The organism is Acinetobacter sp. YH12072 (genome assembly GCF_013419565.1).
Lineage (GTDB): Bacteria > Pseudomonadota > Gammaproteobacteria > Pseudomonadales > Moraxellaceae > Acinetobacter.
In genome coordinates this window covers 14,041-38,969 of sequence record NZ_VOZV01000024.1, presented here as the reverse complement: position 1 = coordinate 38,969, position 24,929 = coordinate 14,041, and the positions used below count along the sequence as shown (strand labels likewise).

General features: G+C 38.9%; 15 protein-coding genes, 5 pseudogenes and 1 other annotated feature. Of the genes and pseudogenes, 7 read left to right on the top strand and 13 right to left on the bottom strand.

Annotated elements, in window-relative coordinates; all coding sequences use genetic code 11:
• Positions 1 to 30: 30 nt before the first annotated feature.
• The 4 genes from brxC to FTU19_RS11065 are packed head-to-tail and all read right to left on the bottom strand — an operon-like array spanning position 31 to position 5,833.
• Positions 31 to 3,711 (bottom strand): BREX system P-loop protein BrxC, encoded by a 3,681-nt coding sequence (gene brxC / locus FTU19_RS11080; RefSeq protein ID WP_180131186.1) that lies wholly within the window; start codon positions 3,709 to 3,711, stop codon positions 31 to 33.
• A gap of 41 nt (positions 3,712 to 3,752) precedes the next feature.
• Complete coding sequence (locus tag FTU19_RS11075) at positions 3,753 to 4,328, bottom strand: DUF1788 domain-containing protein (protein ID WP_002010699.1); 576 nt, start codon at positions 4,326 to 4,328, stop codon at positions 3,753 to 3,755.
• Positions 4,329 to 4,344: 16 nt separating this feature from the next.
• Positions 4,345 to 4,956: a DUF1819 family protein gene (locus FTU19_RS11070; RefSeq protein WP_004758931.1), complete on the bottom strand. Its 612-nt coding sequence runs from the start codon at positions 4,954 to 4,956 to the stop codon at positions 4,345 to 4,347.
• Positions 4,957 to 4,966: 10 nt separating this feature from the next.
• Positions 4,967 to 5,833, bottom strand: coding sequence for a YafY family protein (locus FTU19_RS11065; RefSeq protein WP_029574627.1), 867 nt, complete (start codon positions 5,831 to 5,833; stop codon positions 4,967 to 4,969).
• Positions 5,834 to 6,041: 208 nt separating this feature from the next.
• Here FTU19_RS11065 and FTU19_RS11060 point away from each other — a divergent pair, with 208 nt between their 5' ends.
• The gene (locus tag FTU19_RS11060) at positions 6,042 to 6,371 is read left to right on the top strand and encodes a DUF4236 domain-containing protein (protein ID WP_010116447.1); all 330 of its coding nucleotides are present in this window, start codon (positions 6,042 to 6,044) and stop codon (positions 6,369 to 6,371) included.
• 272 nt (positions 6,372 to 6,643) lie between these two features.
• Here FTU19_RS11060 and FTU19_RS11055 read toward each other — a convergent pair whose 3' ends face one another.
• From FTU19_RS11055 to tnpA, 3 genes are all read right to left on the bottom strand, one after another.
• A complete protein-coding gene (locus tag FTU19_RS11055) occupies positions 6,644 to 7,876 on the bottom strand; it encodes an ATP-binding protein (protein ID WP_180131183.1) in 1,233 nt (410 codons plus the stop codon).
• Positions 7,877 to 8,426: 550 nt separating this feature from the next.
• A complete protein-coding gene (locus FTU19_RS11050; protein ID WP_180131181.1) occupies positions 8,427 to 10,082 on the bottom strand; it encodes an HNH endonuclease signature motif containing protein in 1,656 nt (551 codons plus the stop codon).
• Positions 10,083 to 10,725: 643 nt separating this feature from the next.
• Positions 10,726 to 11,124, bottom strand: a complete 399-nt coding sequence (gene tnpA / locus FTU19_RS11045) for an IS200/IS605 family transposase (protein WP_074382711.1) — start codon at positions 11,122 to 11,124, stop codon at positions 10,726 to 10,728.
• Positions 11,125 to 11,182: 58 nt separating this feature from the next.
• On the opposite strand from tnpA, the gene FTU19_RS11040 reads away from it, so the two are divergent.
• On the top strand, positions 11,183 to 12,487 hold the full coding sequence (locus FTU19_RS11040; protein WP_180131178.1) for an RNA-guided endonuclease TnpB family protein: 1,305 nt from the start codon (positions 11,183 to 11,185) through the stop codon (positions 12,485 to 12,487).
• A gap of 254 nt (positions 12,488 to 12,741) precedes the next feature.
• Here the strand turns inward: FTU19_RS11040 and FTU19_RS11035 are convergent, their stop codons facing one another.
• The 3 genes from FTU19_RS11035 to FTU19_RS11020 all read right to left on the bottom strand — a co-directional run bounded on the left by FTU19_RS11035 (position 12,742) and on the right by FTU19_RS11020 (position 19,733).
• Positions 12,742 to 17,988: a tyrosine-type recombinase/integrase gene (locus FTU19_RS11035; protein ID WP_257220261.1), complete on the bottom strand. Its 5,247-nt coding sequence runs from the start codon at positions 17,986 to 17,988 to the stop codon at positions 12,742 to 12,744.
• Positions 17,985 to 18,656, bottom strand: coding sequence for a hypothetical protein (locus FTU19_RS11025; RefSeq protein WP_180052750.1), 672 nt, complete (start codon positions 18,654 to 18,656; stop codon positions 17,985 to 17,987). The genes FTU19_RS11035 and FTU19_RS11025 overlap by 4 nt, the downstream gene beginning before the upstream one ends.
• 177 nt (positions 18,657 to 18,833) lie before the next feature.
• The gene (locus tag FTU19_RS11020; protein WP_180031414.1) at positions 18,834 to 19,733 is read right to left on the bottom strand and encodes a LysR family transcriptional regulator; all 900 of its coding nucleotides are present in this window, start codon (positions 19,731 to 19,733) and stop codon (positions 18,834 to 18,836) included.
• 102 nt (positions 19,734 to 19,835) lie between these two features.
• On the opposite strand from FTU19_RS11020, the gene FTU19_RS11015 reads away from it, so the two are divergent.
• A complete protein-coding gene (locus FTU19_RS11015; RefSeq protein WP_180052751.1) occupies positions 19,836 to 20,279 on the top strand; it encodes a CidA/LrgA family protein in 444 nt (147 codons plus the stop codon).
• A gap of 2 nt (positions 20,280 to 20,281) precedes the next feature.
• Complete coding sequence (locus FTU19_RS11010) at positions 20,282 to 20,965, top strand: LrgB family protein (protein WP_166137095.1); 684 nt, start codon at positions 20,282 to 20,284, stop codon at positions 20,963 to 20,965.
• A gap of 87 nt (positions 20,966 to 21,052) precedes the next feature.
• Here the strand turns inward: FTU19_RS11010 and FTU19_RS11005 are convergent.
• Positions 21,053 to 21,133, bottom strand: a pseudogene (locus tag FTU19_RS11005) (type II toxin-antitoxin system RelE/ParE family toxin); the annotation flags it as partial.
• A 70-nt stretch (positions 21,134 to 21,203) separates the two neighbouring features.
• Here FTU19_RS11005 and FTU19_RS11000 point away from each other — a divergent pair.
• The 3 pseudogenes from FTU19_RS11000 to FTU19_RS10990 form a co-directional block, all read left to right on the top strand.
• Positions 21,204 to 21,365: pseudogene (locus FTU19_RS11000) on the top strand (IS1 family transposase); the annotation flags it as partial.
• Between the two features lie 15 nt (positions 21,366 to 21,380).
• Positions 21,381 to 21,494 (top strand): annotated as a pseudogene (locus FTU19_RS10995) (transposase); the annotation flags it as partial.
• A 50-nt stretch (positions 21,495 to 21,544) separates the two neighbouring features.
• Positions 21,545 to 22,764: pseudogene (locus tag FTU19_RS10990) on the top strand (IS3 family transposase).
• Positions 21,820 to 21,936 (top strand) — a sequence feature (AL1L pseudoknot). (Overlaps the previous pseudogene by 117 nt.)
• Positions 22,765 to 22,802: 38 nt before the next feature.
• Here FTU19_RS10990 and FTU19_RS10985 read toward each other — a convergent pair.
• A pseudogene (locus FTU19_RS10985) lies at positions 22,803 to 22,946 on the bottom strand (IS481 family transposase); the annotation flags it as partial.
• Between the two features lie 184 nt (positions 22,947 to 23,130).
• Complete coding sequence (locus FTU19_RS10980; protein WP_180031416.1) at positions 23,131 to 24,303, bottom strand: replication initiation protein; 1,173 nt, start codon at positions 24,301 to 24,303, stop codon at positions 23,131 to 23,133.
• Positions 24,304 to 24,929 lie beyond the last annotated feature (626 nt).

Genomic DNA, 24,929 nt, shown 5'->3' with positions numbered 1-24,929 from the left:
AATGACTGATGCCGATATCCCTAACCCGAGTTAGCGGATACGCACACGCTTTTTATCACTCACGATTTTTTTCAGTTCAGCTTTGAGTGCGTCTACGAACTGATCCACTGATTCTTCTGTTTCCAGATAGACACTGCTGGAGGTTTTGCTGTAAATGCTAGCAACATCAACTTCGACAACAGGTTTCGGTGGCACTACGGCTGTCACAGTCTGTACAGGACTCGCAGCAGGTGTTGATGTAACTGGGCTGGAGGTGGTTGCAGTGTTGGTTACACTCTCGGCTTTGCTCTGAGCCAGTTGTGCCGCTTTGGCCTGACGCTGGATTTCCGCCTCAACTTCGCTTTCCAACTCATACAAGGCTTCATCAAAACGCTCGACGCTGGTTTGGGTTTGCAGCATATAGATGGTGGACAGGCTAGTTTCCACTTCAATATCCGTTTTCAGCAGTTGTAGTGGGCGTAATAGCTTGTTACTCAGCTCAGCGGTGGCAATACCACTGTTTTTAATCTCGGCTTCCAGCTGTTTGATCTTGTCATCAATGTGTTCTATCGCCTGACTGCGCTTTTCAGTCAGCAAGCGTTGATTGACACTTTCCACGGTGCGAACCAAATCAGCGACTTTATTTAACAGGCCATAGGGCGATTCAAGGGTGGAAATACGATGTAATTCGGAGAGGGCTTTTTTTGCCACATCATCACTGCCCAGCGCCTGTTTGTTTTTCTCAAAATGACGCAAGGCTTGTTGCAGTTGTTGCCAGCTCGGCATCTGGTTAGTGAAGAACTCATGAATATCACGATAATCTTCTTCCAGATCCAGATAGTCGTCCTTGTTCTCAACCACGGCCTTAAAGAAATCGAAGCTGTCGCTATTGGCCAGCAAACGCTCCAAAGTCAGAATCGATTTTTCAATCACTTTCTTGCCCGGGAACTGTCCGACATCAGTTTTACTCTTATACGACTTAAAGTTGGCTAACCAAGTCTTAAAATGCTGCAAATAGAATTCAAATAGCTCTTTCTCTGTCGCTGGCCCCATAGCCGAGAAAAGCCCTTGAGTCAGTTGCCGTGCCTGTTTCAATACCTGATCATCAGTCTGGCGTTTTTTAATGATCGACACATCACGGCGACGGCGGCTGTTTTGTAAAGGCTCAAAGGCATCTTTTAACTGTAAGCTGCCGCCATTTAACTGCAGAGAAATCCGCCCCATCGCCGCCAGTTGACCTACCAACAGTAAAATCTCAGCATCTGGCCAGCCATAAGGACGTTTGGCAAAACGATCCACCACATCCGATACCAGAATACGTTCTGTACCTGTTGCCCGTAGCGCAATGTACTGTTCCACTTCTTGTAGTGCTTTCGGGTTCGTCTGACCGCCATTCAGTGACAGGCCTAACTGCGCCATATCATCGACAGTCAAGACGGCGTTCAGTTCACGCCAGGCATCCTGCTGATAGACTTGCAGATAGCTCAGTTTGGTATAGGTATTTTCCAGCAAATAACGACAAGCCTCATCCAGCTTGGTGGTTGGACTTGAAGATGAAAGTTGTAAATGTTGACCCAAGGCATAACTTTCCGCGTCCAGCAACATTTCTTCGACCCGGGCACGCAGGCGTTTTTTACGCTCTTGGTTCTCACGGCCACGGTCTGCCAGGATACGGCTGATATCGGACTGAGTGCCATCATCATTTAACCGAATAAATTTATTGGTTTTCAGCCAGGTGCGCAGTTCATTAAAGAACTGTTTATCGTCTGCCAGTTTAAACAGCACTTGTCCTTCGGCCTGAGTACTTTTACCAATACAGTAAGCTTCAGTATAGAGGTTGTATTCCGTATCCAGCGGAGAAATGATTTCAACTTTCAAATCGCTCTCATACTTGCCATCCAGGCTATGACCATCCAGAAAACGACCAATCTGATAGTCCATCTTGTTGGCTTGATGGCGGTATTTGTTCTGATCGCGCAGTAAATCTTTAAAGATCAGGTTGGCTAACTCTTTATTTTCTTCTGAAGCTGCTAAGTCAGTGGCTTTAATTTTACGGGTGATATCGCGTTCTTCATTGGTCAGGAACAGGAACTCATCACCATTGCGGGTAATCAGGCTTTCTTTTTCCAGACGCTGCAGGCTCTCTTCAATCCGCTTGCGCAATGCCAGCTTATCTTCATCAATTTTCTCAATCGATAAAGTCACCAGGTTATCCAGCGTACCTTTGATGATATCGACATAGCGGATCATGAATAGGGTACGCAGCATCTGCACATCAAAACCATCCAGGGTTTTATTCTGCCCTGCCTGGTCGATGGTACGCTTCACTGCTGTATCCAGAAATCCTTCCACTGAAGTATAGAAGCGGTGGAAAGGAACCAGGGCCCCGACTTCATCTGTGGCAATCGCATTCGCGGCCATCTGGAACGCATCCAGCATAGATCGCTCACCATAGGCCAAGTGTGCACCGGTCGCACCGACCTTACGGATTTCTTCAAAAACTTTTTGCACCAACTGGAAATGATACGGCGCAAAAGGATAGTTATGAATAAAGCTGTCTGGTCCCTCATAGTTCTTGAGGGTTGGGCCTGAACGGTCAAAGGTAATCTGATTTTTTAAGATATCGCCCTTTTGCTCAAACACCGATCTGAGCAATGCTTCAGCTTCCGGGGTTTTACGTAATAAACGTTTCTGGATGACTTCATCGGTATTGGAACTGGACAGTGATAAACGGGTTTTAAAACGTCCAGCAATCTTGGAGAAGTCATTGGCTTTGGAAGAAGACATCTCACCTAAAACAGCATCGATGTCTGCCTGTGAGGTGACGATAATCCAAGCGCGGCCTTTACAGATCGTACCCAGGTTTTCAGTAATGGTTTGCAGTGTCAGCATCAAGCGGGTATCGCTGCCAATAAACTGCCCCACTTCATCCACCAGAAACAACATGCGTTGCTGGGGTCCTTTGCTGTCCAGGTATTCTTTCACCCACTGACAGAAGTTTTCGACCGAAACACTAAAAGTCTGCTCAGAATCCTCAAACCACTTGTGTGCCGCTTCTGCTGATAAGTTGAGGGCTTGGGAAATTGCGGTTTCGACATCATCCTGATAGAACTGATAGCCGTCACGTTCTTCTAGCCAAGACATGCCGCTAGATTCTTCAAAAGCCTGTTTAAAGCGCTCATACACCCCTTTCTGGCTCAGGTGACGTTCCATATGTGCAATATGTGGATGATCGGCACTAAAACCCTGATACTCGTTAAACACGCGTAAAAACACATTCAGAATCGGATTGCCGTCATCATTGGAACTGGCTTTACTGTCGATGTTAAATAGGATGACATCGGCATGATGGCTAACGGCCTTGCCAATATCCGCACGGATAAACGCATCACGGATTTTGCTTTCATCAAAGAATTCTGCAGCACTGCGTTCGTTACCTTCCGCGTCACGTGCCACTTTATTGGCCAGAATATACGATAAGGTTTTCAGGAAGTGTGATTTACCTGAACCAAAGAAGCCTGAAATCCATACGCCGACACGATTGGCAATCGAAGGATCGCTTAGGTCTGTACCATAAGACTGGAAAAAGTCCCGAAAATGCTTTTCCAGCTCATTGGTGACCACGTATTCATCGAGTTCCTGATATACCGTGGTATTGTCATTCTGGTCTGCCTTGACCACCCCGTTTATCGCACGATCTAATGGCTTGTAAAAAAGTTCTTTAATGTTCATCTCAATCCATTCCCCCGAATTCTTATTTCTATTTGCCGTGTTTAAGGCACCAATCTGAATGCTCTGTAGTAATTGTTGCTTGGAATTTTTCCAAATAAACTCATCGCTTGACCGTCGTAATAGCCCGGGTAAAACAGCACCACTGGCTTATGCCCCAATAACGAATGCAAACTGTTCAATAAGTGATGGGCACGTAACAGTGGCCAAACCGACCCTACCCCAGTCATCAACACAATATCTTGCGCATTGGTGGCATATTTACTCACCAGATAAGGCGCGAACTTATCCATATGCAGTGGGCCCTTTAAGGCTTTGAGCAGCGCTTCATCGCCTTTGGCTTTTTGCATTTGAATGGCTTTATCGATGAAGTTACGCTCAGCCAGATAATCCACCACGGCTTGCAGCAGGTTGATATTCACCACCTTCAGCTGACTGTGTTTTTTCTCCAGCATCCCGTCTAGAAAATGCAGATATTCGCGCACCTTCAACTCATCTTCAGGTGCATAATCAAAAATCCAGAAGCCAATTTCATTGCCCAGTCCTTGCCCGGTGAGAAACTCGGTGGAAAGAATTCGCTCTGGAATCTGGTTCAGACGCTCATGTATTGTTTGACTCATTGCTGCCCCTCTACAACTAACGCGTCCATAGCGACACTTCCATAGATCTTTTAATGCGTTGTTTATAATGTTCTTCCAACAGGCTACGCAGCTCTGCTCTGACGATCACGCGCTGTAACTCCAGCTTACGGGTACTTTTTAAGTAACCGGCTTCTGCCAGCATGCGAAACACCACCTGCCCCATTTTTTTCTTGCTGGACTCTTTCCATTCGCAGATATCCGGATCGCGTTGTGAGCGCTCATCCAAAAAATCTGACCAGATATAACTGTCCAAGTATTGCGCCTGGGAGATATAGGCATCCCTCATCACCGTTTCCATAAACTCAAGCAGCAACAGGTTGCGTTCCAGTGCCCCACAAAAAGCCACCTGGGTCGCCAGCTCATCATCCCCATCACGCAAAGCTTTCCAGAAATCAGGCTCTAAGCGCTCAAGACGCTTACGAATGGCAGTGGCGTTACGTTGGGCTGAAGCAGGCGTTCTTTTTTGCAGAATATTGTCAATCTGAATTGCCTGATGCCATTGTTCTGGAGTCGCTTCTCGTAATAACAGATCAGCGATCAGCCGGCTTTCACGCACCATCAGGGAGCCACCAATCAGGTCACTGTCATAATGAAATTGTTCTAACATGGCCAATCTCCTATGAGGCCTGATCAAACAGGTAAGACGACAGCTTTTCGATATCTGAGCGTTGTAGTACCAAGGGATATTTCAAGGCATCATCCGCCTCAGCCAGCGTGATCGCGGCCTGATATCGCTGCAAGGTATAGTGAGCCAGGGCTTTTTTCACCGGAATCTGTAATCTGCCATCAGGCATGCCGAAGTCTTTTTCGACCAGCACTTGTTGTGATGAGTTCAATTTTGGATTAGGGATCAGCGTCAGTACAATTTCTTCATTCCATTGCTGATCCTGAGCAGGGTCTACTGACTCAATCGCCACCACAACAGGTGTGCGATCAATCCTGGAGAGTAAAAAGTCCTTAAACTGCTTGCTCTGATGGCAATAGGCACGGACATGCCAGCGAAAACCGGTATACACCAGGGTGTGTGGGGAAATGATGCGTTCATGCCACTGCGGATTCTGCATCGAGGCATAAATCATTTTTAAAGTGTTTTGGTTTCGGCAGGCACGCAAAACTTCCCGAATCACTTCAGGACGTACACTGCGATCAGGTAATTGAACTGCTGCAAGATTCGGTTCTGGCATCGCTATCAGGGCATGCGATTCACTAACCAAGCCTGACAGCATATTGAGATATTCATTGATATGCGCTGTAGTCAGTACAGGCTGGAAGCTGGCTTTAGGCACATAACCCTTGACTGAGGGGTCATGAATCAAGGCATCGGGGTTATACAGCGTATTATAGCGCTTGATATCCGCAGAAGCCTGCTGTCGACTGAGCCCAAACCAGCTCATCAAACGATTGGTAACCAAACGACCTTCCCAGTAAGCAAGCAGCTCGATCGCTCGCATTCGTAGCAGGACTTCATGCTTATCTGTCGTCATATACCAATCAGTCAATAAATAGCAGCTTTAAGATTACCCTACAGCAAATATACAGTAAACATTTTTGACGGTATTTAAAGGTAGTATTGCAATCATCAGATAAAAAATATACTAGTATCCTGATGATAGCCGTCAAAGTACGATCTCTAGCAGATCATGGATCCTGGTATAGCGCGTGAATTGAGCTAAGTTTTAGAATGAGAGCAATATGGGTTTTAGATTTCGTAAAAGTATTAAATTATTCCCGGGTTTTAAAATTAATCTGACCCATAAAGGCATCAGCAGTGCCAGCATTGGCAAACCTGGTGCTTCTCTAAATATTGGGAAAAAAGGGACTCGAACCAGTGTCGGTATTCCAGGTACGGGACTATCTTACTCTAAACACCAGCCTTACTCTAAAAAGACCCGTGTTCCACAACCGACATCGCTAGAACACACGGAATATAATCCTCAGAATTTAGAACAACCGAAGGCAAAGATCTGGCCTTGGATTATTTTTGGAATATTGTGTTTTATTGTGGGTGCCGTCATTTTTTAGCAAAAACAACATTGTATTTTAATCAAAAAAAAATGCCCAGATGGATGAATGGGCAAACTAAGGAATTAATATCCTTCAGAAACTCCAGCGCAATTCTCGCTACTTTCAGTAAGCGACTCTGGCTCAATCATGATAGTCTGACTCAATCGAGTCGAGGTAAATCGATCCATCACAATTGGAGCAGAAATTATGCTTGAATACATTCTTGAATGATGCTGAAAAGTCTTTGAGTTTTAATTAATAAATAAGAGTATCCATGTCTACCCTCAACTTTACTTATTTTCAGATAGCAACCAATCGAGAGCACTCATTTTTACAATACCATTATAATTCGCTTCAGTCCCTATCGTGTCTAAGGTAAGTAAATACTTGGGATATGAATCAGAAATTTTCTGTAATGGACGTAACTCTCGGCTTAGTGTCTCCTCATTGAGAGTTTCTAATGCCACCTGATAATAAGTTAAATTCTGTAAAGTATCGACAGCAACAAAATCAATTTCATATTCATCAACCCGCCCTACATAGACCGTATAGCCTCGTCTGACAAGCTCAAGATAAATCACATTTTCTAAAATATGACCTTGATCAGCATTAGCATCAGGCAACATAATGCGGCGCAATCCGACATCAACTAAATAGTATTTTTCAGAGGATTGTAATAACTCACGCCCACGTACTTTAAATTGTGCGGCGCTATAAAATAGCAAACTGTCCTGTAAGCCCCGAATATAGCGCTTCACTGTTTCAAATGAGATTTTAACCCCGCTTGAAACAAAGGTATTTTTAATTTTATTGATGGAAATGGGTGAGCCTGTCACGCTTGCCAAATATCTTGCGACACGCTCGAGAGAGTTAATATCGGCAGTATTTAAACGGGGAATAACATCTTTAAACATTACACTGGCATAGACTGCTTGCAAGTAATCATAGGTTTCCTGCTGGCTGGTCATGGCAAGCGTATAGGGGAAACTACTTCGCGTGTACATAGCATACAAATCACGATTGGATAATTGTTGGATGATCGGATTATTTCCAATATGCCACTGTTTAAACTCTTGGAATGACAAGGGTAAAACATGTTGCTCGATATAGCGTCCTGTGAGTAAAGTCGCAAGTTCTCCACTCAGAAAGAATGCATTTGAACCTGTAATATATAAATCGATATAATCCCGAACATATAAAGAGTCGACTACTTTTTCAAAATTGGTAACATGTTGTATTTCATCTAAAAAAACATAGTTTTTCTTGCTTTCATCAACTTTTGACAATACATAATCATGTAGTTTACGGTAATCGGTGAGTTCTTCAAATTCCATAAATTCAAAGTTGATGACAATGATGTTTTCGGCTTGTACCCCCTGTGCTTTTAGGTCTTGTTGAAACATCGCCAGCAAGGTAGATTTTCCAGAGCGACGTACACCCGAAAGCACTTTAATGACATCACGGTTTTGCCATGTATTCAGAAATTTTAAGTAGCCATCACGTCGAATATTAGCGCTTCTCATTGTTTACACTTGAAATCTAAAGTTTTAATTAATTCTATCAAAGTTTAGAACCTAGATGTAAAAATATTCAATTTTAAAAAAAGTTTAAAGTTTAAGTGAAACATTCAAAGCTACTGTTGAAGCATGCAAACAGTAGATCTGATAAAAATCCAAATTCTGTCTTTTTAATTATTTTCCATGTCATGTTATGTCATTGATGCTGCGACTTAACTGCTATATAAATTAAGTGAAAAGTAAAAGGAATTAATATGTTAACTAGAGTGGAACTCATTTTTGTTGTGCTGATGGTCTCAGCCTTAATCCTAATTGCTTATGAAATGCTAAAAGGTTTATTTTAGAGCATCTATACAATTTTTGATCAAAAAAAAGCCCACAGAGGGAATCTATGGGCGAAACTAAGGACCTTGACGGTCATTCAGAAACTACTGCTAGTTTCTGGTTGTGATTCTGGACTGAATTAAAAATAACCACATTGGCTGAATGTATCAAAAGTTAAATCATGTGATTAATCATTGATACATCTGCAAAAATGAGCTCATCGCTCTGTTGATTAATACAGTAATTCACCAAACAAATCCGCTCTAATCTCTTCCAGACTCAGATCTGATTTCATTCTATTACAGATGGGATGAACCAGCAGACCATTCTCTAGAACACCTTGCCCACCTACGGCTTTGGCAATCCGATGATCCGATTCAGTAGAATCAAGATAGATCAATCCATCACAAATGAGGCAAAAGTTATGATTACCCACCAGAAAATTGTGCTTAAGCAGACTCTTGGTTAATGCCGAAAAGGCCTTGGGCTTTGACCGAGAAATTGGACTAATCGACTCCACATATCCCACCACATGCTTGACGACTGCATCATCATAACCACCCAAAAATCTTTCGACATAAAACTCGTTAAAGTTTATGTACTTGAAGGCCTTAGACATGGACAGAATAAAGGTATTCAGGCATTCCTCATCATCAAAATCAACTTCCATTTCCAAGCTTAAGCAAATAAAGGCTTTATAGACAATTTGTAGCCGATCATAGCCCTTGATACCACTGCCGAACTTGCCGACCGTTTCAGTGGTCGCCACGGGGAAATTAGCAATCAAGAACTCAATACTACGGCGTACCCGGGTGAAGTCTTTGAAACTAATCGTTCGATGATGAATCTGCATGAGGCTTTCATGAATTTCATACACAATTGAAAACCATGCAAGAAAAGAAGTAATCTGAAAACGCTGGTCCTTATAAAAATATAAGTATGGATGAAAGCCCAAACTCGGAACCCCAGTATTTTTTACAGGCGTCGCTATTCTGCAAAGAATGGTCAACAGATGCGACATCAGGTTTTCAACGCGTTCCCCCTGATTCAGACTCATAATATTATGAATCTGATCACCAGCAATGATATTCATCAACTCATTGACCAAGCCAATTTTTTTGCCATGACTCATTTCATTGTCTAATAAAATGGTCGAAAAAAGGAGCTGATGGATCCTCTCCCCTAACTCAATCAGCTCATTTAAACGTGTATATTGGAGCTCTTCCAAGTTAGATTTATTGTCATTGATATAACAACAGGCATAGATCGCATAATAGGCGTCACTCCCGCGACTTCTTAGATGATATTCCTCATATTTATCTAGACGTTTAGTATCTGAGTTAATCGATTGAAATACCCGTCGCGCATCTTCTGGAGTCCCCAGTACCTGCCGGAAACTGATTTTAATATCGCCTAATTTCGATTTTTTTTCTGCGAATTCGGCATCAGTACAAATTTTTTGAAAATCAGCAAGATCTCCTAAATAATTGCGGAGGTAACGAATATCTTGTTTTTGTTGATCATTGAAATTAGGTGCTTGAGGGACTTGCTCATCCGCAAAATATCTATTGATCCATGCATAAATACAGGAAAGACGATGTGCCCCATCAATAATGTAAATATTGCCGTGTATATCTTTCCAATACAAAATGCATAAATTGATGTTTTGATCTTCTGTGCAATCCTCAATAAAGTTTGCAATTTCTTGCACATTCCAACATTCCGTAGAACGCTGGTTATCCGCTTTAAATAAACATTTGATGATGGAATGTTTTTCAAAATCAGTCAGTGCTACTTCAAAATTGTCACGCTGCATTGAAGGTGACATTTCTTCTGGCAACATAACTTTACGCTGAATAATATTGGTCAATAATCGTGTTGGACCCATTTTTATTTTCTCCAGACAACACTGTCCTACTTTCGCTCAAGTACGAAATTTGAAAGTGTATATAGTTCGATTTGGTTAAAGCGATGAATTAAATGACCGTCAATATTCAGTCAGCGCTAACAAAAGAAACCTAAGAGAAATGGGTACTTTTAAAATGATATTTTTCATATTGTAATCTCGTTGATCAATGTGAAATTTGCCAACATCTTTTCCACGAGATGGTGGCAAACCAAATAGGGGTGGAAATACCGCTCAACGAAACGGCCAGTCATAGACTGCCCTACTTGGCCTGCCATAAAGCATTGCCATGCAGACACAAAAGAGCCACTAAAAGTGACTCTTTAGCACGTTGAGATGCGGGTTTCCACGCCCGATTACAGATTTTGCTGTAATGTAATTATCATATGGGTATCTTTTTCTTTGGTCAAACCGAATTAGAATTTTTTATTCATTTTTAAATAAAAAAATATAAATCGATAACATATGGATCAAATTGAAAGCAAAGAACAAATCAAAGTCGCTGATTCCTAGGCCCCTTAGGTTGAACGATATATGCTTAGGCTATTTGCACAAGGAAGGATGCTATCTTTAAGTGAAAGAGGACTCCACCCGACAGTCAGGGTGGAGGTGAATTTCACAGATTTTAACCTTGTTGGTTTTGAATGTATTTCTTAATAATATCTAAGGGCGCACCACCGCACGACCCTGCAAAATAAGATCGTGACCATAAAACAGGTTTTGCATAACTACCACGTAAATCTAAAAATTCATTCCGCATTCTTCTGCTTGTTACCGATTTTAAATTATTCACCAACTTACTAAGCTGAACAGTTGGTGGGTACTGAATAAGCATGTGAACATGGTCAGCCTCACCATTACATTCTTTTAGCTCTGCATCAAAATCTTTGCATATTTCGGCTACACACTCACTAAAATACTTATGATGTAGATCATTTAGAATTTTCTTTCTATACTTTGTAATAAATACTAAGTGTACGTGTAAGTTAAAGGCTGAATGGCGGTTTTTATAGATTTCAGTCATTGTTTGATTGTTCGTTTAATGATAGCATTTGATTATATTAACACATACATACTCATTTATGAAAATCAACAAAGCGTATAAATTTAGGCTTGAGCCTAATGCAGAGCAGGAGCTTGTTTTAAACAAGTTGCTTGGCTCTGCACGTTTTGTTTGGAATCAAATTTTAGCTGTATCGTTCGAGATGCTTGCTAATAATGAGCGAATCAACAAAGTTAATTTAGTCAATAAAATTCCTGAATTACGAAAAAAACCTGAGTATGCTTTTCTAGAAAATAGTTCAAATGGCGTTTCACTTCAACAAAAAGTGCGTGATCTTGGTGATGCCTGGGGGAAGTTCTTTGACCCGAAAGAACAAGCCAAGTTAAAGCAAAAACCATTTAAAGCCAAAAAACCAAGATTCTTTAAATTGCCTGATGGTCGTGAAGTCCAACTTAGACCACTCATGCCACGATTCAAAAAGAAATCTAATGGCTGTGATTCCATTCGTATTGTTCAATTCAATAGATACTGTTGGGTTAAAGGCAACCAAGTTAAGTTACCTAATGACATTGGCGTTGTGAAATTCAGAAAATTACAAAATATTGTGGGTGAGATTAAGAACGTCACAATCTCCAAGCATGTCGGGAAATGGTATGTGTCATTTGGTGCTGAAAATACGGTAGAAGCACCAGTCCATCCATCGAAATCAGCCATTGGCATTGATTTAGGTATTAAAAAGTTAATTACAACGTCTAGTGGTCAAGTATTCGACCCGATCAATAGTTTCAAGGCCAATCAAGTAAAGTTGGCTAGGCTTCAGCGCAAGCTGAGAAAGAAAAACAAGTTCAGTCAAAATTGGAAAAAGCTGAATCTCAAGATCAATACATTACACCATCATATTGCCAATATTCGGCATGACTACTTGCACAAAGTCACCACAACGCTCAGCAAAAACCACGCAATGATCGTAGTTGAGGACTTAAAAGTAGCCAATATGTCGAAGTCAGCGAAAGGCTCAATCGAGAAAAAAGGAAAGAATGTTAAAGCCAAGTCCGGCTTAAATAAATCAATCCTGGATCAAGGTTGGTCAATGCTTGTTAATATGTTGGTGTACAAACAGCAATGGCGAGGTGGTTTACTCGTTAAAGTTGACCCTAAATATACAAGTCAGACTTGTAGTTCATGTGGTCACGTTGCAAAAGAAAATAGGCTCACTCAGGCAAACTTTAGTTGTGTCGAGTGTGGCTTTAGCGAGAATGCAGATATTAATGCTTCTCGCAACATTTTAGCGGTGGGACACACCGTTTTGTCTGTCGAGGGAAGATGCGGTAAAGATCGCCCTGTGAAGCAGAAAGCAAGTGAAATCCGTGAGGAAGTCACCTAAGAGCTTTTGCTTTTAGAATCCCCCACTTGAACATCGTGAAAGTGGTGGGAGTATGTCAAACGGCTTCTAGCAGCATATTAAATGCAAGGTATGATGTAGTCAGGTAAATGATATTTATGCACACGTAGCTGTCTTGAACAAATTCACAGAATTTGGCTGCACTTATACCCAAATTGTCACTTGAATTTAGCTCAATTAGGGTAGCGCTGTCTTTCAAAACTTTATGTAATAAAGCGTGCGTAAGTCATATTTACTTAAATTCTGATATGATCTCTAATCACCAAATATCGTACACTCAACCATGCTAGTACCCATCGCACGGCGCTTAATGACGCTTGTTGAGACATAATTCTAAAATAATCATATTTATTATGTTTCATCACTATCGGAAAAAACTGATGTTCTGTAAGGATTGAAAGCATAGGTTCATCCTCTGCCGTAAAATGCATCAATACTTTTGTTACATTACTTTCATACAACCATTTTTTTATTAACCAATTATAAGTTTCTGATTGGTTTTGTTCTAAATAATCAAATCGCTCTAAAATCTCTTGTGCAGAATTAAAATCTACAGCACTGAGTAATTCAGGCAAACGTGCTAACTTTCCTTGTGTCGATAATGGATGTCTTCCTATATTTGAACCACGTTTACCTGACGGAATGTTTGCCATCATAATTAAAGCTTTCTTCCAGGACTCAATATCTAATCGTGGCTGCCCCTGCCCAGAAATAAGATACCGCTCAATATCTTCAAACTTTTGAAATAATTCGTGTTTAATTACTTTTCCAGTCGAATTCCCTCTTTTTTGAGCATAGATGACCCACCTCTGACTTTGTCTTTTTTTGAGTACATATTTTTCGATGGTGTCTCTCAACTCATATTTTAGATTACCATTCTGTTGATGAATCGCTTGGAAATGCCTGAATAAATTACTCCGACTCATGACTCGCTTAAAAAATGCAGTATGTAAATTGGGTTGCTGTTGTTGCATGCTATAGGCATAAGTAGCCAGAAATAAGATATGAACATAATGCTTTAATGTTGTCGATTCATGTAAATGTCCAAGCACTCGACTAATCGCCTTAATCCCTTGCCCAACCTGTCCTTCATTGCCTACTAGCGTATTAAATTGCTCATTCGATGGCATCCAATTTTGTAGCCATGGCAATTCTATCGTGAGCGCTTTAAAATCCACCACTGTTTGCAAACACTTTAAAGTATATGTACTTGCAAACGTATGTCTTAAATGATGTAAGCTGAGATCAACATCTCCAGTGACTTTCTTTAATATTTGAGATATTTGAGCAAAAAAAGGCCTATGCTCACTATTCTCATCAGACATTAATATCGAATATTTTTTATTCTTATAAATATCATTTAATCCATTTTGAATCGTCTGACTTAATAAATTCATCGGAACAACACGTTCTGATCCAAGTGTTTTTAACTGATGCTCACCATAAGGACGAATTCGGAGCATATCCTCATCAATATCTAAGGGCCGTAAATGAAGTGTCTCTGAACGGCGTACACCCATCGCTGCAGATAAACGAAAATGACGCTGAATCTCTAGACGTAAAGCAGCATCATTCACCCCAGATTCTACAGATTGTAATATTTGAACGATCTGCTGCACTTCATTTTTTGAAAAAACTTTAGCACTTGCTTGATGCGCTGTACGCTTGTGTAACTTTATACGATTATCATTTAACTGAATTAAAAAATCTCTAAAGCGATTCCACGCAGCGAGATGCTTGCGGTGTGGAAAATGCTCTTGCGTCAACTCCATCCATTTTTGAAATACATCTTCATCAATCTGGCTATCTTTTGTTAAATCTTCTGAAAACCCCAATATACCTGCACTGACGATGGCCAAATGTAGGTGAATCATATTTCGATTCTGTTGACTTAACTCTTCTGCTTCACAGCGTCGAATCAACCATTGCACAAAGTTCGTTAATAAATTGACTGAGTCGTGATTCGTTTTAATATTGGCGAGCTGTTTAAGCCAAATGCTTGATCTAGACTCATCTTTTAGCTGCTGAACTATCGCCAAAATATCAGACAAATGTAATTGCTCATCGTCTATGTCTATTTCAATTTCTGGCTCAGTACGATCTAAACCTATGGTTAATTTTTCATATCCAGATAAGCGTAATAATTCATTTATGGAAAGATCTTCAGTCAGAACTTGGCCTGATATATAACCTGCAATCAACGGAGTGCTATTGAGCATCACATTTTGCTGTAAAGCTTTCAACCATTGAGCTAACGATAGAGTTGACTTAAACCCGATTTGCTTTAAATATCTATTAAAACACTTTTGCCAAGCTGTTCTTTGTTGATTTCTTGACTTTCCTAAAATCTCATTTAATCGGGGCTGTAAATACTGTCGGTCTACTAAAATTAATGTCGAGACATAAGGACTTAACAGTACTGTCCGGCGTATCTTCGTCACAGATCGATCATTATTCACTGTCAGCTCAACGAGCCGACTATTCCCCATAGCGACTATATGTTGATCAGAAGCAATAAACTCCAACATCGCTTGTAAATGGCTTACTCGGCACAGTTGCGAATACAGGGACAGTACAACCAGCAAACGTCCTATTTCAATATCACAATTTTGATATTCAGGTAAATGTTCTAAATCTCTCTGAATAAGAGCAAGTAAGTTCTGTTCAATATAACACCAGATACTAAAATTATTTTCAGATGTCAGCCATGTGCGATTCGCTTGTTGAGGAAGCTGAACGAATAAAGGAATTTTAGTTTTATCACGAATATAAGCACAATATGCCTTGATCGCTTGTGGCAAATCAATCTTTGAATTTTTAGCTAAATTAGAAGCCAATACATGTCCAAGCTCTAAAGATACTTGAGGCTCAGGATTTCCTTCAAAAATCAACTGACAATAGGGCTCATACTCAGAGTTTTTCAGCCATTCTTTTACATCATTTTCTGAATATTGTATTCTCGGCTTCGTCTCTACTTGAGCTGTTTTAGTCTCTTGGGTTAAAACAAATGTTGGAATATGCTTGATTTTAAAAAAATCAAAACCTTCAAGACATTCGAAACCTAATTGTTTTTGCAAGTTTTCTTGTACATCAAGCCACTGTTGTTTAAATGTTGATACAGGAAATACTGATAACATATCCCATGGATAACGACCGCGCACCCAGTGCCCAAGTCCAGCATCCTTGAACCGTCCAGATAACTGATTATCATCAGAGCGAACCAGCTTCCGTGCCCAATTTCTGACTAATCCTTCAATCTGAAGAGGATCACAAAGTTGCACAGCATAAGATGATAAATCAACACGTGGTTCAACTTGATGTCCTAGCATTCTCATCAAAGCACGTAAAATTTGAATCTGTCTGATCAACGCTCCCGTCAATGGCACATAGCGATCGGTTGATTCATCTGGACGATGTTTATCTTGAATCAATGCCCAACTTTGCTGACTGATCCACTTTGAAAATGGTTGCTTAATCCCTCTTCCTGCAGTGGCAAGATTCATCCATAATTCTGTATACAACGTTAAGTTATCAAAGAGCATCTGCCAATCTTTCTGTTCGGCAGCCTGATTTATCGTTGTTTTTATGCGTGTAATTTCATTTTGTATTTCAGCAATCTTGATCCCTGTCGGGCTACCCACACGTTCACTAGAAGAGTGTATATATTCAGGAATATCAATTTTTATCGTTCTTAAACAATCCGCCCATAACTGTTCAAGTTTCTTTTGATCAAAAGATGCATAATGAATCAAGTTATCATAATTCAGACCTGATGCATTCGTCACTGCTTTAACGACAGCTAAATCACCTTGGCTATGCTGATATAACAACTGCGGAAGAACATCTTTAATACTTTTGAGGCTTATTTCTAATTCTTTAGGCACACTATTAATAAGTGTTTTCACTTCGCGCTCAACTGCGAGTTGACGGGTTTTAATCGCAAGATTTTTTACTTGAGTAATCAAATTATTGAGCTCATTTGGTAAAACTAAATGTAGTCTCTTGGTCCATGGCACATGAAATTTAGATTCTTCTGGCTTTATTTTGAGTGTTGGTGTACCTGCGAAAACACTCAATACATATGCAGATAAAGTATGATCATACAGAATAGTAATATTATGCTGATCAGTGTGTTGATCATACTGATCAGCAATATTGTTCTGATCAGTATTTTGACTAAAATACGGCGCTGTTAACTCACTCACCGAACGTCCTGTAAGTAAACTCAATATTAAAGCTAATTTTGCGCGTAGAATTAAGCTAGTATCAGCCTCACATGGTCGACATAATCTAAATACTTCTTGGATCGAATTTAATGACAATTTCCATTTGGTCCAAACCAAACCAACATTTGCAGCTTCAAGATGCTGAGAAACAGACTTAGAGGCATAAAAACCTCGAATTAAATCGGATTGTTCTGCCAAAAAAAATGTAAATAACGGCTCCAATGGTGTTTCATCTTCTTCAATATCATCATACCCAAATACATCAGTGACCAGACCACGATGTATTTCATCCATATCCTCCAAAGGTTGGATGGCAATACTTAATGAGCCGTATCGTTGCAAGATCAGTTTTTGATGCTTTACCCCTATACGGTGTAAAAACTCTCGACGTTTTTTCTTATTTTTTAGTGAATCATTTCGCCAAATTTGTGATAAAAACAGCTTTAATGCATAAAAAACTTCCTGTAATCGCTTATCTTTACAAACAGCGGACATTAGATTAATCAATTGTTTTGGTTCGTTATTGATCAGTAATTTTTCGACTAAGCGCTTATTTTTATAGACAGCGGACATTAGATTAATCAATTGTTCCGGTTCATTATTGGTCAGTAATTTTTCAACTAATGGCTTATCTTTACAAACAGCGGACATTAGATTAATAAATTCTTCCAATTCTTTATTGGTCAGTAATTTTTCGACTTGTTCTAAAATATCCTTATAACTTGGATCACCCAACAGCCTAATCGCTAAAAAGGCGTTATAGACACGAGAGCCTTTTTGATCTTTCAGCTTTATGCGTCCATCACCATTTAAATAATCACTATAGAGCGTTAAAGTATGTACCTTTTGTTGATAGTGAAATATTTGCTCTAAAAACCAAATGATTAAATTATCAAAACGCTCATTACTCTCAATTCGGCCTGCTTGAATCAAGAGCAAGTCACAAATTCCGCTGTCTCCAGTGTATGGACGTAATGGCGTGGGTGTATGTCTATTTCTATCTATTGTTCCTGAGAAAAAATGTGAATGTTCTGGAGATTCCTTTAATGTACTAATGATCTTTAACGTATTAAGCTCATCACGAAATTCTGATAATTCATCATCCCCAATCAATGTGAAGATTCGCTGACAAATGACAACAATGCCAGCTAAGCTATAGTGTGCACGCAACAAAAATAATGCTTGGATCAGTTGTTCTTTTTCTATATTTTCATTCTGATTAATACATTCTAGGAGCTGCACCAAATACTCATTCATGAACTACTCCGAATACGATAGACCCATGCCTTCTTCCAGTCTGTTAAAGCTAAAGCAACTTCTGCAGTTGGTGCCGCACAAACAATTTGCTGCTGATGTTTTTGATAAAGTTCCTCCAATTGAGGTAAAAATACAAAAAAGTCAGCTAAATGAAAATATGGTTGCACAGATTTTCCAAGCTCTTTTACTTTAATTTTTTCTAATGGCAAAATCTTTTGGGCGATATAGCCTGCTAAAACATTTTCGATTAAAAAATTACCACTCACCACCGGTGGTGCCCAATCAACCAATTTTTGAACAAAGAAAATCGGCAGCTGTTTTAAAAAATGCTGTGTATTTAAAAATAAAATCATTTCTTCTAGATCTAAATGCTTTAGTCGAAGTTGCTTTGCAACCACCATCTTATTCTGTGCTTTATCCACTTTAGCCCAGTGTCTTCTTTTCACACTGTTCTTTAGAGTTTCTACATTCAATAAATCCCTATCGACAGCAAGCAGTAACTTACGATATATCGCGAGCAGTAGTAAGGCTTGATTTTTAATTTTTTTTGAAGACTCACTGCTCATTTCCTCATTGAGTAACATCATTTTCAAAACTAAAACTGGGCATGGTTTTTCAAACCTACCTTCAGATATTGTTAATGCATCAATGAGCAATGGTGTCATCATTTTTTTCTGCACAGGTAAATTATTTTTAGCGTTACAATAATAGAATAACACAATCCCAAAATTAACAAAATTAATTCAAATAGATTTTATATTTAATAAAAAAATATTTGATTTATATGATTTATTTACTAACTTTGTTTTTATACTAAATCAAAAACTGGTTGTAAAAGCATTGAACTAAAAGTGAATTTTCTGTTTATGATCTTTTACAATATTTAGCCATGCTCTAGTTGCAGGACTCATTGCTATAGTCGTATTCCAGGCCATACTTAAAGTCCAATTTAAACCTGGATTTTCCAATACGGCAGTGTTGAATTTTTCCTGATCTAATTGCTGGCAATATATTTGAGGAAGTAATGCGATTCCCATATTTGATTCAACCATTTTTGCAATAAAGTCCCATTGACTGCTTTTACAAACAACTTTAGGTTCAAAACCTACTGTATTTGCTGCTTTAATAATCATACTATTCAAAGTAAAGGTATCAGAAAATAATAGAAAGGATTCTTCTTTTAATTCAATCAAATTGACAGTTTTCCTATTTCTCCACTGTGAATCTTTTATGGATAGTAAGCACATTGTTGAATCAACAACTGGGATTGACGCAAAAGTCGGTCGAATATTACCAAGTAAAATACCAACATCAATACGTTTATCTGCAATTGCTTCCTCAATACTATTTGAGCCTACCTCTAAAAAACTAAGCTGTATATCCGGATGTTGCTTATGAAATAAGGCAATAAGTGAACTAAATAAGACAGAACCTAATGGTGGTAAACCTAAAGTCAGTTTACCCTTTTTAAGTAACTTAACTTGCTCAATCGTGTTATAAATTTTTTCATGTTCTGACAGTATGTTTAATGCATGCTGATAAATCAGTTCACCTGTATAAGTCAGTACGACTTCACGTTTTCTTCCTGCTTCACCTTTTTTAAATAGTGCTGTTCCCAACTCTTCTTCTAAGCTTTTAATGATCTTGCTTAAAGTCGGTTGCGTCATAAACAAGCGTACTGCAGCTAAACTAAAACTCTGGCTATTAACAGTTTCAACAAAAATTTTAAGTGATTTTAGATCCATAAATTATTCCAATATAGAATAATATTTATAAAATTATTCATGATTTCGCATATGTACAGCATATAAAATTTACATTATCTTCAAAATCAAGCTGTGATATCAATGCCTGTACAAATCGAACATCCGACCCGATTTAAATATATCAGTAAAATCATTTTGCAAATCAGTTTATTACTTGCTTTCTGGTGGATTGGCAGCATACTTCAATCCTTATTTAAACTTCCAGTATCTGGTGCAGTGATCGGGCTTTTTATTGTTTTAACAGGTTTATTGACTGGATTTTTTAAACTCGAATGGATCAAGAGTGGCTCCGATTTTATTTTAGGTGAGTTGGTTTTATTCTTTATTCCCTGTTTTGTTGGACTAATTAAATATAAACATCTTTTTTTAACAGAAGGCTGGCAATTAGTCTTTGCTGTTATTCTGGGCACCATTTGTGTCATGGTGGTTACAGCATATAGTGTACATCTTGGCTTTCAGTTTGAAAATAAAATCAAGAATAATCGCTCCCAATCTCTGCGTAATATAGATCAGGATGGAAAATAATCATGACTTTAATCGCCATTGTTTGTCTGATTTCAACTTTACTTTTTTATACTGTCGTAAAAAAAATCCATCAAAAATATCCTTATCTGATTTTATCACCAGCGATACTACCCCCTATCCTTCTGATTATTTTAATCTTATCTTTGAATATATCCTATGATACGTATATGCAAGATAACCAATGGATTGTCTGGATGTTAGGCCCTGCAACAGTCGCCTTTGCCATTCCAATTTATGAATACCGTGAAATAATCAAAACACATCTACTTTCTATCAGTATGGGCGTGGTGATGGGGATGCTAGCAGGAATGATCAGTTCATTTTATTTGGCTAAGCTGTTTAATTTTGATCAGTCAACAACCTACAGCTTAATGGCGCGTTCCATTTCGACACCTTTTGCAATGGAGTTGAGCAGTCATATAGGTGGCTCTGTCGAACTGGTTATTTTGTTTACCATGATTACTGGTGTTATAGGTATGATCATTGGTGATATTGTGCTAGGCGCCTTACCGTTAAAATCTCATTTTGTCATGGGTGCATCTTTGGGCAACGCAGCACATGGATTTGGAACGACTAAAGCCTATAGTCGTGATAAAGAAGAAGGGGTGATTGCCAGCTTAACAATGGTACTTGCTGGTATTTTTATGGTTTTGGTAGGTCCTTTTCTGGTTCATCTGCTTGTATAGTTTGGTTCTGTCGTATTAAGGAATTTAGCTACATTCAACATAGTGGTGATTATATGAATGCAAAAATGCGAGCTTATACCTCTCATTTTAGTCTTTAATTCGCTTTTTCGCTTCGTCATAAACTATGCTATCAGCTCGTTTTCCAACGGTATTCAGCAAGATAACAACCTAATCATCTTCGGTGGTGTTTCAAAAAGTATGCTGAAAAAAACAGGTTGGCTTTTGATAAGATAGTGAGATGCAAATAACACTAGAAATCAAATGTCCAACCTGTCTAAGTGACGGTGTAAAGAAAAATGGCCTCAAAATATATGACAAGCAAAACTATCAATGCAAAAACTGCAAGCGTCAGTTTATTGGTGATCATGCTCTTAGTTATCGAGGTTGTCATTCTGGTATAAATTGTAGTGTTCCGATGAAAGAACCCAAATATACCCCTGAAGAATTCAAAATTGAAGCAGTAAAGCAAGTTACTGAGAAAGGTCATAGTGTAGCTGAAGTTGCTGCACGTTTAGGGACCACCACCCATTGAACCGTACCGGGTTTGTCGGAGAGTCAATATTCTGAGAGACTATCCCGATGACAAAATTAAAATATACCCCCGAAATTAGAGAAAGAGCGGTTCAATTATTGATTGAATCTGAAAAAGATTATCCTTCTACTTGGGCTGCAATCACAGCAATTGCGCCTAAGATTGGTTGTACTCCTGAAACACTTCGTGCCTGGCATCAAAAGCATTTAGATCAGCAAAATCCTATTAAAGTACAACAGATATCTGATCAAGAAAAAATGAAGCAAATGGAACGTGAAATTAAAGAATTAAAGCGTGCCAATGAAATTCTACGTAAAGCAGCCGCTTTTTTCGCCCAGGCGGAGCTCGACCGCCCACACAAATAATGGTGGATTTCATCCATAACAATAAAGATCGATATGGTGTTGATGCGATTTGTAGGATTTTACCGATCGCAGCTTCAACCTATTACCGAACTTTAGATCTCGCTGACAATCCAGAACATCGAGCGAAACGAGATCTACATGATGAGCATCATGCTGAACAAATTCAACGAATTTGGAAGGAAAGTTCAGGTCGATATGGTATGCGTAAGGTCTGGCAACAATTGAAACGTGAAGGTTATGTTATTGCACGTTGTACAGTTGCTCGATTGATGCAGAAGCTAGGTATACAAGGTGTTTGGCGTGGTAAGAATAAACAAACCACCCGTAGCCGAGATGATCAAAAAAGAGCAGATGATTTAGTGAAACGTAATTTTAGAGCTGATCAGCCTAATCACTTGTGGGTTGCTGACTTTACCTATATTCAAACTCATTCAGGCTGGGTCTATACCGCCTTTATTATTGATGTGTTCTCACGAGCAATTGTTGGATGGAAAGTATCTACACGGATGAATACAGATATAGTGCTCGATGCATTAGAGCAAGCATTGCACGATCGAGGCATGCCAAAGAATGTGATTCATCATTCCGATAGAGGTGTTCAATATCTTTCTATTCGCTATACCAATCGTTTAGAAGCTGCAAATTTACGAGCATCATTCGGTACGACTGGTGATTCATACGATAATGCTCTGGCTGAAACGGTGAATGGCTTATACAAAACAGAGGTGATTGAATATTTAAAAGCAGATTGACAAGGTTTAGCAGATGTACAACTTGCGACACTAAACTGGGTAGATTGGTTCAATAAAAAGCGTGTACACAGTGCACTGGGTTATGTATCGCCTTTTGAGTTTGAAGCAATGTACTATGATAAGATTAACCCGTTAGGTCAGGTGGCCTAACTTAAATAAAAAAGTCTCCGACAAACCCGATACGGTTCAGAAGTACGTTTCTTCCATTTTGCGACGGTCTTTTGATTGATGCCGTAACGCTTGGCTAGCGTTCTTAAGCTCTCTTGACTATTTTGTATTGCTCGACGCACTGTCTGTGTCGTTGTGGCGCTGCTGTGTAGAACTTGTCCCATAGTGCTTCCTTCCATTTATCTGAGAATATTGCACCATTAAAATCTGGGACTAAACACCTAACTTAGGAAGGATCTATCTCTAAAGCCTATATGCAATAGAGCCGTTTTTCTTCTATAGTCCTTACCACTTGTATTTTTTAAGAACATATATCTCCAAAAGTGTAGCAAGTTGCTACACTTTTTTCTAAATAAGGTCTTTACCAAAAATATCATTCAGTCTTTCACGAATACTTTGAACGAATTCCGGATTATTTTTAAGTTTATGCTTCATGTTTCGTTTAAAGTCATTCAGCCCTATACCAATTTCAGCAAAATCCATTTGGAATAAAGTGTCATTAATGACAATATTTGCTTGAGAGTCAGTGAGACACCCTACTTTTTTAAACCACTTCTTGAACTGCTGATAATTTTCATCATTATTAAAAATATACCAGGAACGTACATTCATATCGAATTTAGCACCTAACTCTTTTACGAATGCATTGTCTTCAAATGGAACATCAAGATAGATTTTTTCAATTACTGCCATTTCATCCGGTGCTTTATCAGCAATCCGATGATGCAGTTTAAAATTCACACCCACAATTGGACGGCCTTTCTTAACAGTTTCATACTCTAATTGTAGATCTGTATTTTCGTTAATTTCTGCCACTATTTTGTCTAATACATAGCGCCTGAAATCTACCCAACGATCATATTTTGTTTCATTAATATCAATCAGTGCTTTCAAATTTTCTAAAAGTAATGGAACTTCATAACTCTTCTGGTTGGCATACTTGAATTCGTTTTTAATGAAATACGTATAAAGACTCATACTGGCAACAGAATCAAGGGCGAAAAGATGTTTTAGCTGATAGGTAGTAAAATTTCCCCCAGCTAGTTGAGTAAAATACGGTAATACTTCACTGGTAAAACGGATCTGAATTGCATTTTTAGAGTCATCTTCCCATCTTAATTCACGGATGATGGGAACAACAGAATGCACTTTTTTCGTTTTTCTCTTCTTATCATCAGCAGGCTCCTCAATAATAAAATGAGCTACCCGAGATGAAAGTTCTTTATAGATCCGGTCTATTGCAACATTAATTGAATTGCGTTTATTCAATCCTAGTAAATCTGCTAGATCATCCTTATACAAATAAATATAGGTTTGTTCGGTGATTTCACCATTTATCCTATTTTTCTCACTATAATTCGCAACTGCCATTGCATATAGAAGCGCCTTATATTCATTGGCTGATAACTCGATTGGGCGAATTAAACGGTTACTGGTACTGACAACACCATTATGGCGAATGTTGCCTATACAGTAAGGAATATAATTCGATTCTTCTTGCAATGGTTCAGATTCTGTCATAACCGTGATATTTATAATTTGACTTAGTTTTTATATACAAAAGTGGAAAAACTTTCAAGACTTTCACCACGAGATTCTAAAAGTGGAAGGTTTGTCATCAGAAAAAAGCCTTTTAGCCGTTTTTTTGTTTTTAAAGTGGAATTAAATATAATATTTCCACTCTATAGTGACAGATCTTCCACCTTTAGCCGCAAGATTACAGTCCAGAATGCCTATTTTTACTTTTTTTCATCCAGATTCAGGTAGGTTAAGTCAGATAGAAACCCTGATGTGACAAGGCTTCCACCTTTCAGTTAGATTTTAAAGGTATAACTGCACATATAATCATCAGGAAATATCCAATAAAAACAGATTATCCACAGGTCAAGAATATACAGTGACAACCTCTCCACCTTTAAAGCTTAGTTATGAGACTTTATCAACATCTTAAATATTTGTTTTATAAATTATTTTTAAATAAAAATAGCATTTTAAAAAATAGCAGTGACAAACCTTCCACCATAGTGACAAACCTTCCACTTTACGGTGACAAACCTTCCACTTTACGGTGACAAACCTTCCACTTTACGGTGACAAACCTTCCACCTTACAGTGACAAACCTTCCACTTTACGGTGACAAACCTTC